Here is a 17,547-nt window from a genome sequence, read left to right on the forward strand (position 1 = left end):
AGCCGAAACAGACACAACACACCCTTGGCAAGGTCTCTGCCCTGGAGGGCAGGGCTATCGCAGCTGGATCCGGCGAGAGGCGCCGGGGACAGGCTGAAGAGGGGGTCCGATGCCATGGATGGCATCGGTAGCGCCCAGGGAAGGGTTCACAGCGCCCCCTCGTAAGCCTGTCGACGGATCAGCCCGAGCGACAAAGCTTAACTGTTAACTGCGATAGCCCTACCCTGGTCGGCCAGGTCCTTGCTTTCCTTATGTACAGGCTTCCAGGCGCCCGACCAACTCCCCACGTCGCGCGTCGCTCATGAAGGCCGCGTCGATGGCGTTGCGGGCCAGGTCGCGGAAGGTGTCGCGCGACCAGCCGAAGGCGCGATGGCAGGCCTCGAAGTTCTCCAGCATGCCGCCGCCGAAATAGGCCGGGTCATCGGAGTTCAGGGTCAGGGTCAATCCCGCCTCCAGCATCTGCGGCAAGGGGTGGTCGTCGAGCCGGTCGACGACCTTGAGACGCAGGTTGGAAAGCGGACAGACAGTCAGTACCGTGCCCTGCTCGCGAAGACGTTCGACCAGGGCAGGATCCTCGAGGCAACGCACGCCATGATCCACTCGGCAGACATCCAGCATATCCAGCGCTTCGCGGATGTACGCGGGAGGCCCCTCTTCGCCCGCATGGGCCACCCGCGACAGCCCGAGGTCCCGGGCACGCTGGAATACCTCGGCGAACCCGGAGGGCGGGTGACCGAGTTCCGCGCTGTCGAGACCCACGGCGTCCAGGGTCTCCCAGTAAGGCGCGGCACTTTCCAGCAACTGCATCGCCTCGTCGGCGGGCTTGTCACGCAGGAAGGCCATGATCATCGCCGAGGACATGTCGAGTTCGCGTTCGGCACGACGACGGGCCTGGCCAAGGCCCTCCATCACGGCCTGCAGGGATACCCCTCGCGCCAGATGGGCCTGAGGATCGACATGCATCTCGACATGTACCACCCCCTCGGCATGCGCACGCTGGAAGTAGTCCATGGCCAGGTCGTGAAAATCGCGCTCGGTACGTAGAACACTCATGCCCTGGAAGTACAGATCCAGAAAGGACTGCAGGTCCTCGAAATCATAGGCGGCACGCACCTCGTCTTCCGAGGCGTAGGGCAGGTTGACGCCATTGCGGTCGGCGAGCGCCATCATCAGTTCGGGTTCCAGGGTTCCCTCGATGTGCAGATGGAGTTCGGCCTTGGGCAGGCGCTTGAGAAAGTCCCGCATGAGTCACCTCGTTGTCGGCTTTGCCCTATCCTGAAAGATTCTGACCATCCGTGCAAAGTGGCGATCCGACGCGGGCCGTCAGGTCGAGCGTCCGCGTCACGCCGGGCAGGGGCATGGCCTGGTCATCGTGGCGATGCGAGAGGTAGATCACGGTTCTTCCCGTCAGCCAGGCATCGAGCCGTACGGCCATGCGTTGTGCGGTGTCCGCATCGAGGCCGGTGAAGGGCTCGTCGAGGATCACGACGCCCGGATCACGCAACAACAGCCGTGCCAGCGCCAGTCGCCTCGCCTGGCCACCGGACAGGCGCCGTCCCCCCTCGCCCACCCGGGTTGCCAGGCCTCGCGGCAGCTCTCGCGCCCATTCGCTCAGTTCGACCTCGGCGAGAAGATGCCACAGACGCGCATCGGAGGCGTCGGGATCCCCCAGGCGCAGGTTCGCCGCCAGGCTGTCATCGAACAGCTCGCTGCCCTGAGTCAGCATGGCCAGACGGCGACGCAGGGCCTGCTCCTCGAAGTGCTCGATATCGATACCCCCGAGGCGGACACGGCCGCTATTCGGGACAAGCTGGCCACTGACCAGAGCGGCCACACTGGATTTGCCGACACCGGAAGGTCCACACAGAGCGACCCGCTCTCCGGGATCGAGATGCAGCGAGAAATCGTCGAGAGTAGCGGTCAAGGCCCCGGGATAATGCAGGCCGACCCGGTCCAGGGTCACGGACAAGGGCCCGTCCGATGGCAAGGGGCCTTCCCGCGGCATGCGCGTCGGCCGCCGGGCGGCGTCCAGGGCATTGAGCCGCTCGGCAGCAGCCTGGGTGGCACCGAACTGGGTAAAGGCCATGGGCAGGGCCATCAGCGCCTCGCTCATCGCCAGCACGGCCAGCGGCATCATCACCATCAAGGGACCGGACAAGGCCTCGTCCACCCAGAGCCGCGCCCCCAGCCACAGAGCCGCCAACCAGGCCAGACCGACCGCCAGGCCGGCCAATGCCGATCCCAGGGCCGACAGCCGTCCCAGTCGACGCTGGTCATCACGCAAGCGTGCCTCGATGGCATCCAGGCGTCGCCGCTGTTCGGCCAGGGCGCCATGGGCCTCCAGCTCTGCCATCCCCGACAGATGTTCGATCACGCGACCCCGCAAGCGTTCCAGCTCCACCACGCGACGGCGACTGGCGGCCAGCCCCAGGCGGGCCTGGCCGATCGTCAGCCAGCACCAGGCGATTCCCAGGACCGCCCCCACCGCCAATCCCGCCGACGGCGCCCAGACGGCCAACAAGGCGCTCAGGCCAAGAATCGCCAGCAAGGCGACCAGAGCGGGCGCCATCAGGCGCAGGAAAAGGCTGTCCAGGGTGTCGATATCGGCGGTCAGCCGATTCAACCAGTCACTGGCACGACGACGGCTCAGGCTGGCGGCATCAAGATCGGCCAGCACCGCAAACATGTGGCCACGCAGGTCGGCCAACAGCCGCAGCACGGTGTCGTGGTTGTACAGCCGCTCGGCATAGCGTGCCAGGGTACGCGTCAAGGCGAAGGCACGAATGCCACCTCCGGGCACATAGACGTCCAGGGTCGCCGCGCCTCCCGCCGCCAGGACCAGGCCGGCCAGCGCGGTGGCGGTGATGAACCAGCCCGACAACGCCAGCAATCCCAGTGCCGCCACCAGGGCCAGCAGCATGAGAGCCGCTCCCGTCAGCAGGCGCCCATGACGTCGACCGAGCTGAATGAGCCAGGGTCGCAGCGTGGCAACGAGACCCGGTGTGCGCTCAGTCATTCGCCACCTCCTCGGCCTGTCGTCGCTCGCCTTCCCTGTCCGCCACCAGGGACAACCGACGCGTCGCCAAGGCCAGGGGCGCCGCCCGATGACTGGCGATCACCAGGGTCCGTCCCTGCTCGACCAGCCCCGAGAATGCTTCGAGTACCCGTGCCTCGCTGTCGTCGTCCAGGCTTGCCGTGGGCTCGTCCAGCAGTACCAGAGGCGCCGGGGACAAAAAGACTCGCGCCAGGGCCAGGCGATGGGCCTGACCGCCGGACAGTCCGACACCACCTTCTCCCAGCGGCGTGGCCAGCCCCTCGGGCAGGGTCGCGAGGAGCTCCCCCAGGCCCGCTCGCTGCAAAGCCTGACGCAACGCCGCCTCATCCGCCTCGGGGGCCGCAAGGCGCAGGTTGTCGGCCAGGCTGCCATGGATCAGCAAGGGGCGCTGGTCCATCCAGGCCACCTCCAGGTCGGCCGCCGTGCGGCACTCACCCGACGATGGCGCGACGAAACCGGCCAGCAACTGCAACAGGGTCGACTTGCCGACGCCGGACGGGCCGCTCACGCCGAGTATCTCGCCGGGCCGTATCGTCAGGTCCAGGGGACCGAGCACCCGGCCTCGCTCCGAATACGACACCGTCACGGCATCCAGCTCGAACAAGGCGTCGGTTCGGCATAGTGATGGCGCCTGCTCACCCCGTGGTGGGGGTACGTCGAGCAGCGTCACCATCCCCTCGGCGGCTCCCAGGGCAGCGGCACGGTCATGATAGTGCTGGGAAAGGGTACGTAACGGCTGGAAGAACTCCGGCGCCAGCAGCAACACCAGCAGGCCGCTGAACAGGGTCAGCTCTTCGGCCGGCCCGAAACGGATATAGCCGAGCAGCCCGAAGCCGACATAGATGGCCACCACGGCAATGGCCACCGCGGCGAAGAATTCCAGCACCGCCGAGGAAAGAAACGCCAGGCGCAGGGTCCGCATACTGCGCTTGCGGTAATCGTCAGCCGCGGCGTAGACATCCCGGGTGGCCCGAGCGCCGGCCCCGAAGAGCTGCAAGGTCGTGATACCCCGAACTCGATCGATGAAGTGCCGCGAAAGCCGCGATACGGTGTCGAACTGCTCGCGGTTGAGTTTCTCGGCCCCCATGCCTACCAGTGCCATGAACAGGGGGATCATCGGCGCGGCCAACAGCAGGAACAAGGCCGCCAGCCAGTCCAGCCAGGCCACGACGACCAGAATGACCAGAGGGATCACCACCGCCAGACACATCTGCGGGAGAAACCGCGCGACATGGCCATCCAGCGCCTCGACCTGATCGACCACGCGGTTGGCCAGGCTGGCAGTATGATGATCGGCCAGCCCGACCGGCCCCAGGCGTTCGAGATGATCGAGAAGCTCGCGGCGCGCCCTGGCACGCAGGCGCAGACTGGCCGTCAGCCCCGCACTCTCCTGCCCCCATTGGGCCAGGGCCCGCAGCACGATCATGACCACCAGGATCGCGAACCCTGCCACCAGGGACGACGGATCGTCCCCTTCGATCAGCATCGACGTCACCAACCAGGCCAGCGTCGCCATCTGGGCGATGGTCAGCAGTCCCACGGCAAGACCGGCGATCACCGCCAGTGCCAGATAATGACGCTCGGCCCGTGCCAGCCCGGCCAGCCAGGCGCGAGGCGTCCGTCTTGCGGCCATGTCTCGCCCGGGCTCAGTGATAGCCTTCGCCCTCCCGGACCTTGCCGCGAAATACCCAATAGGTCCAGGCGGTATACGCCAGCACGATGGGAATCACGAACAAGACGCCGATCAGCAGGAAGAGCTGCGACTCGGGCGCCGAGGCGGCATCCCAGATCGTGTAGTCCGGCGGCACGATCACCGGCCACTTGCTGACCACAAGGCCCAGGTAGGTAAAGACGAACACGCCGAGTGTCGCAATGAAGGGTTGTCCTTCCCGACGTTGGCGCACGGCACGCCAGACCAGCGCCGCGCAGGCCAGCGCCAGCACCGGGAAAACCCAGATCAGGTGCAGGTGGCCGAACCAGCGCTCGCGCACCGCCTCATCGACGAAGGGCGTCCAGAAGCTGATGATCGCGAAGACGACCAGCACCGCGACGAGCAGTTTCGGCGCCAGATCAAAGGCCCAGTCCTGAAGCCGTCCCTCCGTCTTCATGATCAGCCAGGTCGCGCCGAGCAACGCATAGCCCGCCATCAAGCCGAGACCGGTCAATACCGTGAAGGGCGTCAGCCAATCGAACGGGCCGCCCACATAGACGAAATCCTCGACGGCGAAGCCCTGGATATAAGCACCGACCACCACGCCCTGGGCGAAGGCCGCCAGCGCCGAGCCCCAGCTGAAGGCACGATTCCACCAGTGGCGATTGCGATGCGACTTGAAGCGAAATTCGAAGGCGATGCCCCGGAAGATCAGTCCGGCCAGCATCAGAAAGACGCCGAGGTACAGCGCCGGCAAGAAGACGGAATAGACCAGCGGGAAGGCAGCCAGCAGACCGGCTCCCCCCAATACCAGCCAGGTCTCGTTACCGTCCCAGATAGGCGCCACCGAGTTCATCATGACGTCACGCCCGGCATCGTCCGGCGCAAAGGGAAAGAGAATGCCCACGCCCAGATCGAAGCCATCCATGAGCACGTACATGATCACCCCGAAACCGATGATCAGGGCCCAGATCAGTGACAGATCGAACATTTGCATGGCTCAGCTCCTGCCCGGTTGATTGGCGGCGTCCTCGAAAGGCACATGGGCGGCGGACAACGGGCGCATGGGCCGCTCCACCTCGTCATCGTGCGGCTCGAGATCCGGCAGCATGCCCTGACGCACCACACGGGTGAGGTAATAGACACCGGCCCAGAACACCACGGCATAGACGGCGATGTAGCCCAGCAGGGTGGACAGCGCCATGCCGCCGCTCAGCGAAGGCGTGAGCGCCTCGGCCTGGTCCATCACCCCGTAGACCAGCCAGGGCGCGCGACCGATTTCCGTCACGAACCAGCCGGCCAGCACCGCCAGAAACGGCGACACGCTCATCAGTCGCATCAGTTGCAAGAAGCCGCGATGGTCATACAGCCGTCCCTTGGCGCGCAGCCAGAGCCCGGCCAGAGCCACGGCAATCATCGCCAGCCCCAGGCCGACCATGACACGAAAAGACCAGAAGACCAGCCAGACCGGCGGCTGCTCCGAGGGCGGGGCTTCGCTGATGCCCGGCACTTCCCCACCGACATGATGCGTCAGGATCAAGCTCGCCAGTCCCGGGATACCGAACTCGACGAGATTTTCCTGGGCGTCCTTGTCCGGCCAGGCGAACAGCAGCAGCGGCGTATTCGTCTGCGTCTCCCAGTTGCCTTCCATGGCCGCCACCTTGGTCGGCTGATGCTCCAGGGTATTGAGGCCATGGAAATCCCCTACCACCGCCTGGGTCGGCGCCAGCACCAGCAACAGCCACAGACACATCGAGAAGGCCTTGCGATTGGCCTCGACGTCACGCCCGATCAGCAAGTACCAGGCACTGACCCCGGCCACCACGAAGCCGCCGGTGAGAAAGGAGGCCAATACCATGTGCGTGAAGCGGTACGGGAAGGAAGGATTGAAGATTGCCTCCGACCAGGAGGTCACGTGGAAACGCCCATCGATCAGTTCCGTGCCCACCGGCGTCTGCATCCAGCTATTGGCCGCGAGGATCCAGAATGCCGAGATGAAGGTCCCCAGCGCCACCATGAGAGAGGCGAACAGATGAACGCCCTGAGGCACCTTGCCGCGGCCGAACAGCAGCACGCCGAGGAAAGCCGCCTCGAGGAAGAAGGCCGTGACCACTTCATAGCTGAGCATGGGCCCCAGGAAGTTAGAGGCGGCCAGGGAGAAGTTGCTCCAGTTGGTGCCGAACTGGAAGGACATGACGATGCCCGACACCACCCCCATCCCGAACACCACCGCGAAGACCTTGGCCCAGAACACGGCCAGGCGTTCCCAGGCCGGGTTGCCGGTGCGGTAGAAGAGCCCGTTGAGCACCGCAAGGTAAGACGCGAGCCCGATGGAAAAGACAGGGAAGATGGCGTGGAAAGACACCACGAAAGCGAATTGCAATCGCGACAACAACAGGGGATCGAGTTCCATGGCAGACTCCAGGTTCCTGCACTCGGGACGAGACGGGAGCGATTCGCCCCCCGCTCATACAACAGCCTAGACGATAGGCATGGCCACTGTATTGCACCGTGCCTCGAGCCCCGGCACCAAGGGACTCGGCTCATCATGGCGTCCATGCTACCCCGAAGGCGGGAGCGACCGGAGTGTCGCATTGTCGCAGGCGGTCAGGCGGACCCGCCCTGCACCACCAGGAGGACCATGAACCCGGTGTAGACCAGATACATGGCCAACAGCGCCCCGCCCTCGAGCCGATTGATTCGCCCCGCACGGCCTCGCCAGCCCAGGGCGAAGACCGTCATCAGGACCGTCATGGCGGTCATCAGCGTCCAGTCACGCAGCAGCACTTCGCTGGCCACCTCGATCGGCGTGATCAACGCGGCCAGGCCCACCACTCCCAGGGTGTTGAACAGGTTGGAGCCGACCACATTGCCCAGTACCAGATCATGCTCCCCACGACGCAGCGCGCTGATCGAGGAAGCCAGTTCGGGCAAGGACGTCCCCACGGCGACGACCGTCAACCCGATGATCAGGTCACTGACCCCGAAGCTCTGGGCAATGGCCACCGCCCCCCAGACCAGCAGGCGTGAACTGACCACCAGCAGCAGCAACCCGATGGCCGTCCAGATCAGCCCGGCACGCAACGACATTGGATGAGAGGCGATGTCCTGCTCGGTATCCGTGGATATCGGGTCGTCGGGCATCTTCATGCCGTGCCGGATGCTGACCCCCATGAAGACGGCAAGAATCAGCAACAACAAGCCGCCTTCGAGGCGTCCGAGCACTCCACCCAGCAACAACAATGCCGAGAGCAGGGTCACGGCCCCGAGCACCGGCAGTTCGCGGCGAACCATGCTCGAATGCACGGCCAGCGGCGAGATCAGCGCCACCAGGCCGAGAATCAGACCGATATTGACGATGTTGGAGCCGTAGGCATTGCCCAGCGCCAGCCCGGGGTTGTCCTGTGCCGCCGCAATGACCGAGACCACCAGTTCCGGCGCCGAGGTGCCGAAACCGATCACCAGCATCCCGATCAGCAGGGGGGACAACCCGAGATGCGACGAGGTCGATGCCGCACCATCGACGAAACGCTCGGCGCTCCACATCAGCAGGACAAGGCCCACCACCACCGCCAGAACGGGAAGCATCATGGTATCTCCATCGGAACATTCGGGCCTGCATGTTTGCCTATGGTCCCTCCGTCGTCAACGTGACACACTTGAAACTGGATTCAACCGGTGCCAGGAGGACGACCGCCTAGTGCCAAGGCCGGCCCCGAGACCCATCACCATGCCCAGGGGAGCCCCCCTCGTCGACCAGGCTCCGCCCGAGTCGCGCCACTCGCGGCGGCGCCTGCGCGCCTGTCACGAATGCGACTGGCTGATGGCCCTGCCTCCGCTGCGCTCCGGCGAACAGGCGACCTGCCCGCGCTGCGGCCATGCCGAGGTGCGTCGACACCGCTACCCCGCCCAACGCAGCATGGCGCTGGCGCTGGCCTCGCTGGTAACGCTTGCCCTCGCGGTCACCTACCCTTTTCTCGGCTTCAGTGTCAGGGGCGTGGGCAACCGTATCGAACTGACGCAATCGGCCACCCAATTGATCGGCTATCACGAGCCGATCGTGGCCATTGCCGTGCTGCTGACCATCCTGGTACTGCCGACTCTCTACCTGCTCGGTGTGGTCTGGTTGCAGACGGGCCTGCTACGCGGCACCCCTCTGCCGGCCAGCCGCGGTATCGCACGTTCCCTGGCGCACCTGCAGCCCTGGATGATGGCGGATGTTTTCCTCATCGGCACCCTGGTCAGCCTGATCAAGATTGCCGGACTCGCTCAGGTGGAGCTCGGCCCGGGGTTCTGGGCCTTCGGGGTCTTCGTGATCCTGCTGATCGCGACCACCCAGTCCGTGGACCGTGACTGGATGTGGTTCGCCCTGGCCGGCGAACCCGGCGCACCGGAGGGCAGCCGGACCGGAGAAACCGCCGCCACTCAGGGACTGACCGGCTGCGCCACCTGCGGGCTCGTCAACCGGCTGGACAATCGGGGCAAGGGCCGCTGCCGACGCTGCGGAGAACGACTGCATGCACGCCACCCCCATAGCCTGCAACGCACCTGGGCCCTGCTCGCCGCCGCCGCCGTGCTCTACATACCGGCCAATGTCTATCCGATCATGACCACCACCAGTCTCGGTCGATCCAATCCCTCCACCATCATCGGCGGCGTGGTCCAGCTACTGGAAATGGGGTCCTGGCCAGTGGCCCTGGTGATCCTGATCGCCAGCGTGATCGTGCCCCTGGGAAAATTGATCGCCCTCGCCTGGCTCTGCCTGGTCGCTCCCCGCGCCCACCGCATGAGGGCCCAGGCCCGCACCCGGCTGTATCGCCTCACCGAGTTCATCGGTCGCTGGTCGATGGTCGACATCTTCGTCGTGGCGATCCTGGTGGCCCTGATCCGTGCCGGCAACCTGATGTCGATCACGCCCGGCCCCGCTGCTCTGGCCTTCGGTGCCGTGGTGGTGATCACCATGCTGGCTGCCATGAGCTTCGACCCCCGGCTGATCTGGGATGACACGGTCGCACCTCACCGGAGACGCCAAGGATGAAACAAGGAAGCGCTTCATGAACGACACTCCCCGCGAGACCGAGCGGGACGACGAACATCGCGCCCGCGCCACGCGCCAGGCCCCGCTCTCTCCGATCTGGATCGTCCCCATCGTGGCGCTGCTGATCGGCGCCTGGCTGGTGTATGACAACTACGCCAGCCGGGGGCCATTGATCACCCTGACCATGGACAGCGCCGATGGCATCGAGGCCGGCAACACCCTGATCAAGACACGCAACGTCGAAGTCGGCCAGGTCGAGTCGGTATCCCTCTCGGAGGATCAATCGGAAGTCGTCATCAAGGCACGCATGAAGGCCCAGGCAGCATCCATGCTGGTCGAGGACAGCCGTTTCTGGGTGGTCAAGCCGCGCATCGGCCGCGAGGGCATCAGTGGTCTCAACACCGTGCTGTCCGGTGCCTATCTGCAACTCGAACCCGGCCAGGGCAACGAGGAGGCACGCACCTTCGAGGTCAGCGACCAGCCCCCGGTGGCGCCGCCCGGCGCGGAGGGCCTGCGCATCAACCTGGTCAGCCAGGTCGGCAACGCCCTCAGCGTGGGCGACCCCATCACCTTCCAGGGTTTCGCCGTGGGCCGCGTCGAGCAGGCCGACTTCGACGTCGACACCCGGCAGATGCATCATCGCATCTTCATCGAAAGCCCCTATCATCAGCTGATTACCCGCAATACTCGCTTCTGGAGCACCAGCGGCATCGACCTGCGTCTGGACTCCCAGGGCGTTCGCGTTCAGGTCGAATCCGTGGAAGCGCTGCTCGGCGGCGGCATCACCTTCGGAGTGCCGGAAGATCTTCCGCGCGGGGCGACCGTGGATCCCGACACCACCTTCACCCTCTACGCCAACGAGGAGGATGCCCGCCAGGGCACCTTCGACCGCTATCTCGAGTACGTGCTGCTGATCGAGAACACCGTGAGGGGACTCTCCAAGGGGGCTCCGGTAGAATTTCGCGGCGTGCGCATCGGCACGGTCGCCAGCGTGCCCTGGAATTTCACCGCACCGCAGCCCGACGGTCGCGACCGCCTGGCCATCCCGGTGCTGATCCGCATCGAGCCCCAACGCCTGGGTGTCGACGAGCTGGACCTCGACGCCTGGCGAGAGCGCTTCGACCGATTGTTCGTGCGAGGGCTTCGTGCCTCCTTGAAGAGCGGTAGCCTGCTCACGGGGGCCTTGTTCGTCGACCTGACCTTCGACGCTCAGCGCGACGACGAGTATGAGGCGGAAACGTTCGCCGGGCACAAGGTCTTCCCCACCACCTCGACCGGCCTGGCGCAGATCCAGTCTCAGGTCACGGCCCTGCTCGACAAGCTCAACGCCCTGGAAGTCGCGCCGATCCTCTCCGGACTCGACGACAACCTGGCGACATCAAAGGCCATGCTCGAGGAGGTCCGCAAGCTGACCGCCAGCATGCAGAGCCTGCTCGACGACCCCGGAACCCGAGAGCTGCCGGGCAACCTCAACGACACTCTGAAGACACTCCAGGGCACTCTCGAGGGGCTGTCCGCCGACTCGCCGGCCTACCGTGAGCTGACCGATACCCTGGATCAGGTCGAACGCCTGATGCGCGACCTGCAGCCGGCGGCCCGCAAGATCAGTGACGACCCCCGGGCCCTGCTGTTCGACAGCGTCGACACCGAGGACCCGACACCTCGTGCCCCCGACTCAAGGAGCCAGCCATGATGCCATCGAGAGGTCTTTCCAGCCTGTTTGCCGCCTCCCTGGCAGCCCTCTGGTTGAACGGTTGTGCCACCGGTGGCGCGCCGACGACTCACTACACCCTGCCCGATGCCCCCCTGCCGGCAGACGCCACCGATGCCTCCGCCGACCGATTGCTGGTCATACGCCCCATTCGGCTGGCGCGCTATCTGGACGTGGAAGGCATCGTCTTTCAGCTCGACGACATCACCGTCCGGCAGGCCAGGGAGCACCAGTGGGCCGAACCGCTGGGCCGCCAGCTCGAACGCGGGCTGCGCGATCGACTGGCCTCCCGCCTGTCCGATACCCGCATCATGCTCGATGACGATACCCAGCGGGGCGATGCCCCCTTGAGCCTGCGGCTCGAGGTCGACCGCTTCCAGGGCCGTCATGACGGCATGGCCGTGGCCGAGGGACGCTGGCAACTCCGCGATACCGATGGCAAGCTACTCGCCTTGACCCCCTTCAGCCTGACCACGCCGCTCGAGACCGATGGGTACCCTGCCCTGATCCAGGCCCTGGGACGAGACCTGGACCGCCTCGCCGACCAGCTGGCCCTGGAGATCGAACGGCTGCGCTGACCAAGCGGCTATGGCATACTAAGCGCCACTCGCGGCATCGCTAGTCCCTCCTGCCGCGTCTGCCCCTATTCCCACGCCCCGATCCGGGACTGGCCGGCCGCCAGAAGCGACCGGCACGGATCGAGACGTTGTTGCGGAGACTGCATGAGTTTTTCCGACCTTGGCCTGCGGGCCGAACTCCTGAGTGCCATCGAAGCTCAGGGCTACACCGAACCGACGCCGATCCAGCGTCAGGCCATTCCCGCCGTTCTCGAGGGCGGCGATCTACTGGCCAGCGCCCAGACCGGCACCGGCAAGACGGCCGGCTTCACCCTGCCGATGCTGCAACGCCTGGCCGGCGGCAAGCGCCCCGCCAAGCGCGGCGTCCGCGCCCTGGTGCTGACGCCCACGCGGGAGCTCGCCGCCCAGGTCGGTGAGAGCGTCCGTGACTACGGCCAGCACCTGTCCATGACATCGCACGTCATCTTCGGCGGTGTCGGCCAGCAGCCCCAGGTGGATGCCATCCGCCCCGGCCTGGACATCCTGGTGGCCACACCGGGCCGCCTGCTCGACCTGCAACAGCAGGGCCATGTCGACCTTTCCGGTGTCGAGACCCTGGTGCTGGACGAAGCCGACCGCATGCTCGACATGGGCTTCATCCACGATATCCGCAAGGTGCTGAAGCTGCTGCCCGCCAAGCGTCAGAACCTGCTGTTCTCGGCGACCTTCTCCAACGAGATCCAGGCCCTCGCCAACCAGCTGCTCGACCGACCGACCCTGATCGAAGTCGCAAGGCGCAACACGACCGCCGAGACCGTCGAGCAGGCCGTCTACCGGGTCGACCGCGAGAAGAAGCGCGACCTGCTGGCTCACCTGATCCAATCCCAACGCTGGTTCCAGGTACTGGTCTTCACCCGTACCAAGCACGGGGCCAACCGCCTGGCCGAGCACCTCGGCAAGCGCGACATCCCGGCCATGGCGATCCACGGCAACAAGAGCCAGTCGGCACGCACCAAGGCACTCTCGGCCTTCAAGTCCGGCGACCTGCAGGTCCTGGTGGCCACCGACATCGCCGCCCGCGGGCTCGACATCGACGAGCTGCCCCATGTGGTCAACTTCGAGCTGCCCAACGTCGCCGAGGACTATGTCCATCGCATCGGCCGCACCGGGCGGGCCGGCAACGAGGGTCAGGCCGTGTCACTGGTCTGCGTCGACGAGCATGGCCTGCTGAAGAACATCGAGCGGCTGATCAAGCGCGACCTGGTCAAGCATATCGAACCCGGCTTCGAACCGGACCCCAATGCCAAGCCGGAGCCGATCGAGAACGGTCGTGGCGGACGTGGGCGCGGTCGTAACGCACGCGGCGGCAAGCCCGGCGGCAACGACACCGCCAACCGTGACGCCCCCGCCGGGAGAAAGCGTCGGCGGCGCGGCGGGCAGAAGCGCGAACAGGCCTAGGCAGACCTGGGCAGGCCTGGCCCTCAGCCTGGCGGAGCACCTCGACTTATGCGACGGTGATCCGCCACAGCTCTCATTCCTATTCTGGATTTGCAAGGAACGCCATGGACACTCAACAGCTGATCCACGACTATCGCCGCTGGCTCACCTTTCAGCGTCAGGCACAGCTCGAGCGCGAGCACAACGCCGCCCTGCGGGAACTGGAAAAGGCCAGTGTCTCGGCAACGCGCATGACCGAAGCCTACCGCAGCATGGCCGAAAAGGCCGCCAGCGAGGGCGCGTGCTACCGCACCCTCTTCCTGCGCGAACGCGAGGAACAGGCCCTGACCTGCGAAGGCTGGCTATTCGTGCGTCGAGTGCTGGCCGAGGGAGGCACCACACGGATTCGGGCAACGCTGCTGCCGACCTTTACCCTGGAAGACGGGCCGTCAAACCCCGGTGACCTGCCCGCCGAGAAGCTGACCCTGGAAATCTTCGAACAATTGAAAATGGACAAGGGCATGGCCAGCATGGCCAGGGTCGACCGCGTCGACAGCACCGGCGATCTCCAGTTCATCACGCTCCTCGACAGCGCCCGGGGCGACCTGCGTCCACACCTCAAGTAAGCCTATGTCGAGCCCTCACGTCAGCACTACTGCACCCGAGAGGTCCCTGCATCCCGCGGCCTTTTTCTGTCTGATGATTCTGGTCGGTCTCAACCTGAGGCCGGCCCTCTCGTCATTGGCTCCCTTGCTGCCGCGTGTCGAGGACCAGACCGACCTGACCGTGGCCGGCATCGGCGCCCTGACCACCCTGCCCGTGCTCTGCCTCGGCCTGTTCGCGCCGCTTGCGCCCTGGCTGTCACGCCGCCTCGGCCCGGAACGCACCCTGTCACTGGCCTTGCTGGTCCTCGCCCTGGGGCTGGGACTGCGTGGCCTGGCCACCCCGGCCTGGTTGTTCGCCGGCACTCTGCTGGTCGGCGCGGGGATCGGCGTGGCCGGCAGCCTGCTGCCGGCCCTGGTCAAGCGTGAGCTGCCCAGGGGCGCCGACCTGATGACCGGCGTCTACACCATGGCATTATGTCTCGGCGGCGCCCTGGGGGCCGGCCTGAGCATTCCGATGGCCGATGCCTTCGGTGGCTGGCCGCTCGCCCTGGTAGCCTGGGCCGGCCTCGCCCTGGCGGCACTGGTCGCCTGGCTGGTGCTGATGCCGCAACCCGGAAGCCCGGCGGTGCGCCCGCCTCGAACGGGGAACACCCGGGACCTGCTGCGCCAGCCCCTGGCCTGGCAGGTCATGGCCCTGATGGGGTCGCAGTCCTCGCTGGCCTATATCGTCTTCGGCTGGTTGCCCACCCTGCTGATCGATCGGGGTTATGGCGAGGCCGAAGCCGGCTGGATGATGGCCGCCTCGGTGATGGTGCAACTGGTCTCGGCCCTGGCGGCTCCCTGGCTGGCGCGCCTGGGACGCGATCAACGACCGGCCCTGCTGTTCCTGCTGCTGCTGGTGGCTTCCGGCCTCACCCTGCTGCTGCTCGGCCCCGAACGCCTGCGCTGGGTCGGCGTCACCCTGCTGGGGCTCGGTCAGGGCGGCAGCTTCAGCCTGGCCCTGACGCTGATCGTATTGCGTACTGCGGACTCGCGTCTCGCCGGCAAGCTTTCAGGGCTCGCCCAGGGCGGCGGCTACACCCTGGCGGCGCTGGGCCCCCTGGCCGTAGGCATGATGCTGGAATTCGACCTCGGCCTGCTCACCGTCACCCTGGTGCTGCTGGGCATCGTCACGGTCGCCGCCGTCTTCGCCATGCTGGCCGGCCGCAACCGTCGCCTGGAAACCGATACCGAAGGCCGACTGCTGATTCGCGACTACCGCTGATCGCGGTGAATCGAGCGACCGGCATCAATCAGGAAGGAGCCCGCATGTCATCCTCTCGCGCTTCCCTGCTGGTGATCTATACCGGCGGCACACTGGGCATGGTGGACAGCCCTGACGGGCTGACTCCGGGTCACGATTTCGAGGCGCGGTTGCGCGACGCACTGAGCACCCTGCCTCCTGCGCGTCGCAGGGCGCTGCCGGATTTCCGGATGCTGGAAACCCCTCGTCCCATCGACTCGAGTGCCGCCACCCCCGACGACTGGCGCGACCTGGCCGAACTCGTCGCCGAGCATTACCTGGCCCACGACGGCGTAGTGATCCTCCACGGCACCGACACCCTCGCCTGGACCGCCTCGAGTCTCGCCTACCAGCTTCAGGGCATCGACCGTCCGGTGATCCTGACCGGCGCCATGGCGCCGCTCGAACGCAAGGGCAGCGATGCCCTGAACAACATCGAGGCGGCCATGCGCTTCGCCACCGACGCCCGCCTTCAGGAGGTCGCCCTGTGCTTCGCCGGCCGACTCCTGCGTGGCGCACGCAGTCGCAAGTGGCAAACCCGGCACGCCGACGCCTTCATCAGCCCCAACCATCCTCCGCTCGGCGAGTTTGTCGACGATGACGCTATCCTCTTCCCCGGTCGCGGCCTGGAGCGACACCAGCGCGGCGCACCGCGCTTTGAGTTGCCCGACGTCACCGGCCTGACCAAGGGCAGCGTGCCGCGCCTGGTCCTCTGGCCCGGCATCGCCGCCTGGCAGCTCGAAGCCTGGTTGCTCGATGATCGTGTCCGGGGCGCACTGCTGGAGGTGTGGGGTGGCGGCAACCTGCCGGAAGACCCGGCCATCCTGGGCGTCCTGGCGCGCGCCAGCGGAGAAGGCAAGTTGCTGGCCGCCATCAGCCAATGTCCCCATGGCGGCGTCAGCATCGGCGCCTACGCCGCCGGCCGGGGCCTGGTCGACGCCGGCGTCCTCTCGGGCGACGACATGACCCCGGAAGCCGCCGTCACCAAACTGGTCCACCTGCTGGCCCAACCGCTGGACGATGCCGAGCGCCGCCGACGCTTCCTCACCCCTCTGGTCGGCGAACGCACGGCGCCGCCCCTCGACGATTGAGCCGGGCGCACTCGCCCGACTACGTCTAGAGTGACATCAGAGTTGATCGTATCAGGACAGAGGAGCGCACCATGGAAGCCCCCGATCATCCCTTCACCGAGCTGTTCGAGCAGCTCGGCCTCGCCTCCGACCCGGCCTCCATCAAGCGTTTCATCGAGCGCAATGGGCCCTTGCCCGACGACATGGCCCTGCCCGATGCGCCCTGCTGGAACGAGGGGCAGGCCGAGCTGTTGCGAGAGGCGCTCGAGACGGACGCCGACTGGGCCGAGGTGGTGGATCATCTGGATGCATCGCTGCGCAAGTGAAACGCGGATGAAGGCCTGTGTCCGCCGCTTCGCTGGCGAGTGGCGTGGGGTCCGAGCTATCGCCCTTCAGGTGGAGGTGTGAAGGCGGGTGGCGACCCGATCGAGTATCTGCTGACTCACCCGGCTCACCAGCGGACTCGCCGCGCGGCGCACGGCCTTTTCGACCAGGCGATTCCTGATCTCGTATTCGAGGCTGAGCGAGACCTCGGTGCCCTCCGGCACGGGCGTCAAGTGGTAGCGACCGCGATTGCTCACACCATCCACCGATTCCCAGGCCAGCACTTCCGGGGCCACCGACTCGGTGATCACCACATCGAAGGTCCAGTCCATGCCCACCGCCTTGACGTGCCACCGATAGCGGTCATCTCCCAGCGGCTCGATGGCCTTGATCAGGTCGGAGTAGTCGACGAAGTCCTCGACCCGCTCGAGCAGGGCGAAGACCCGCTCGGGAGGCGCGTCGAGTATGGCACTGTGTTCGATGGTGGACATGGCATTTTCCCGTGTGCGAATGACGCAGGCGAGGCCTCGACGAAAGGCTCACCCCCGCCACAGCTTCCCCGACGTCCCCGGCCAGTGTCCAGCCCACCGAAAGCCGAGGAAGGGGTATCGTAGTTATTAACCTGGCAATCAAATAGATCGTCCTGATCTATCTGATTGTCGCCCGCACCACGCTGGCGAAGATGCGTGGATCTTCTGGTGTGGCGCGGGCTCGCGCCGGCCTGACGGCCGGCGGCGGCACGTCCCTGTGCCGCGATTAACCCGACATAAAAGCTTGCCGGGTTAATAACTTTGTCGCTCGGGCTGATCCGTCGACA

The 17,547-nt window shown here is 66.2% G+C and carries 15 protein-coding genes; 8 read left to right on the top strand and 7 right to left on the bottom strand.

The features are described from left to right. Positions 1-249 precede the first annotated feature (249 nt). The 6 genes from RSO41_RS04130 to RSO41_RS04155 all read right to left on the bottom strand — a co-directional run bounded on the left by RSO41_RS04130 (position 250) and on the right by RSO41_RS04155 (position 8,297). Entirely contained in the window at positions 250-1,245 is a 996-nt protein-coding gene (locus tag RSO41_RS04130) for an adenosine deaminase (protein WP_315617803.1), read from the bottom strand. Between the two features lie 25 nt (positions 1,246-1,270). Next, on the bottom strand, positions 1,271-3,016 hold the full coding sequence (cydC, locus tag RSO41_RS04135) for a thiol reductant ABC exporter subunit CydC (protein ID WP_315617804.1): 1,746 nt from the start codon (positions 3,014-3,016) through the stop codon (positions 1,271-1,273). Next, complete coding sequence (gene cydD, locus RSO41_RS04140) at positions 3,009-4,688, bottom strand: thiol reductant ABC exporter subunit CydD (protein ID WP_315617805.1); 1,680 nt, start codon at positions 4,686-4,688, stop codon at positions 3,009-3,011. The genes cydC and cydD overlap by 8 nt, the downstream gene beginning before the upstream one ends. A 13-nt stretch (positions 4,689-4,701) precedes the next feature. Then, positions 4,702-5,703, bottom strand: a complete 1,002-nt coding sequence (cydB, locus tag RSO41_RS04145) for a cytochrome d ubiquinol oxidase subunit II (protein WP_315617806.1) — start codon at positions 5,701-5,703, stop codon at positions 4,702-4,704. A gap of 3 nt (positions 5,704-5,706) precedes the next feature. After that, positions 5,707-7,119 carry a cytochrome ubiquinol oxidase subunit I gene (locus tag RSO41_RS04150; protein ID WP_315617807.1) on the bottom strand — a complete coding sequence of 471 codons (1,413 nt, stop codon included), beginning with the start codon at positions 7,117-7,119 and terminating at the stop codon, positions 5,707-5,709. Between the two features lie 194 nt (positions 7,120-7,313). Then, entirely contained in the window at positions 7,314-8,297 is a 984-nt protein-coding gene (locus tag RSO41_RS04155; RefSeq protein WP_315617808.1) for a calcium/sodium antiporter, read from the bottom strand. 139 nt (positions 8,298-8,436) lie between these two features. On the opposite strand from RSO41_RS04155, the gene RSO41_RS04160 reads away from it, so the two are divergent. From RSO41_RS04160 to RSO41_RS04195, 8 genes are all read left to right on the top strand, one after another. Then, the gene (locus tag RSO41_RS04160; RefSeq protein ID WP_315617809.1) at positions 8,437-9,744 is read left to right on the top strand and encodes a paraquat-inducible protein A; all 1,308 of its coding nucleotides are present in this window, start codon (positions 8,437-8,439) and stop codon (positions 9,742-9,744) included. Positions 9,745-9,760: 16 nt separating this feature from the next. Continuing rightward, complete coding sequence (gene pqiB, locus RSO41_RS04165) at positions 9,761-11,437, top strand: intermembrane transport protein PqiB (RefSeq protein ID WP_315617810.1); 1,677 nt, start codon at positions 9,761-9,763, stop codon at positions 11,435-11,437. Further along, complete coding sequence (locus RSO41_RS04170; RefSeq protein WP_315617811.1) at positions 11,434-12,033, top strand: membrane integrity-associated transporter subunit PqiC; 600 nt, start codon at positions 11,434-11,436, stop codon at positions 12,031-12,033. The genes pqiB and RSO41_RS04170 overlap by 4 nt, the downstream gene beginning before the upstream one ends. A gap of 144 nt (positions 12,034-12,177) precedes the next feature. Beyond that, on the top strand, positions 12,178-13,470 hold the full coding sequence (locus RSO41_RS04175; protein ID WP_315617812.1) for a DEAD/DEAH box helicase: 1,293 nt from the start codon (positions 12,178-12,180) through the stop codon (positions 13,468-13,470). Between the two features lie 104 nt (positions 13,471-13,574). Beyond that, positions 13,575-14,075 carry a hypothetical protein gene (locus RSO41_RS04180; protein WP_315617813.1) on the top strand — a complete coding sequence of 167 codons (501 nt, stop codon included), beginning with the start codon at positions 13,575-13,577 and terminating at the stop codon, positions 14,073-14,075. 73 nt (positions 14,076-14,148) lie between these two features. Further along, positions 14,149-15,318, top strand: coding sequence for an MFS transporter (locus RSO41_RS04185; RefSeq protein WP_315618062.1), 1,170 nt, complete (start codon positions 14,149-14,151; stop codon positions 15,316-15,318). Positions 15,319-15,362: 44 nt separating this feature from the next. Beyond that, positions 15,363-16,427: an asparaginase gene (locus RSO41_RS04190; protein WP_315617814.1), complete on the top strand. Its 1,065-nt coding sequence runs from the start codon at positions 15,363-15,365 to the stop codon at positions 16,425-16,427. 71 nt (positions 16,428-16,498) lie between these two features. Next, a complete protein-coding gene (locus RSO41_RS04195; protein WP_275287802.1) occupies positions 16,499-16,732 on the top strand; it encodes a DUF2789 domain-containing protein in 234 nt (77 codons plus the stop codon). Between the two features lie 66 nt (positions 16,733-16,798). Here RSO41_RS04195 and RSO41_RS04200 read toward each other — a convergent pair whose 3' ends face one another. After that, positions 16,799-17,221, bottom strand: a complete 423-nt coding sequence (locus RSO41_RS04200; protein WP_315617815.1) for an SRPBCC family protein — start codon at positions 17,219-17,221, stop codon at positions 16,799-16,801. Between the last annotated feature and the right edge of the window lie 326 nt (positions 17,222-17,547).

This window comes from Halomonas sp. I1 (genome assembly GCF_032334135.1).
Lineage (GTDB): Bacteria > Pseudomonadota > Gammaproteobacteria > Pseudomonadales > Halomonadaceae > Halomonas.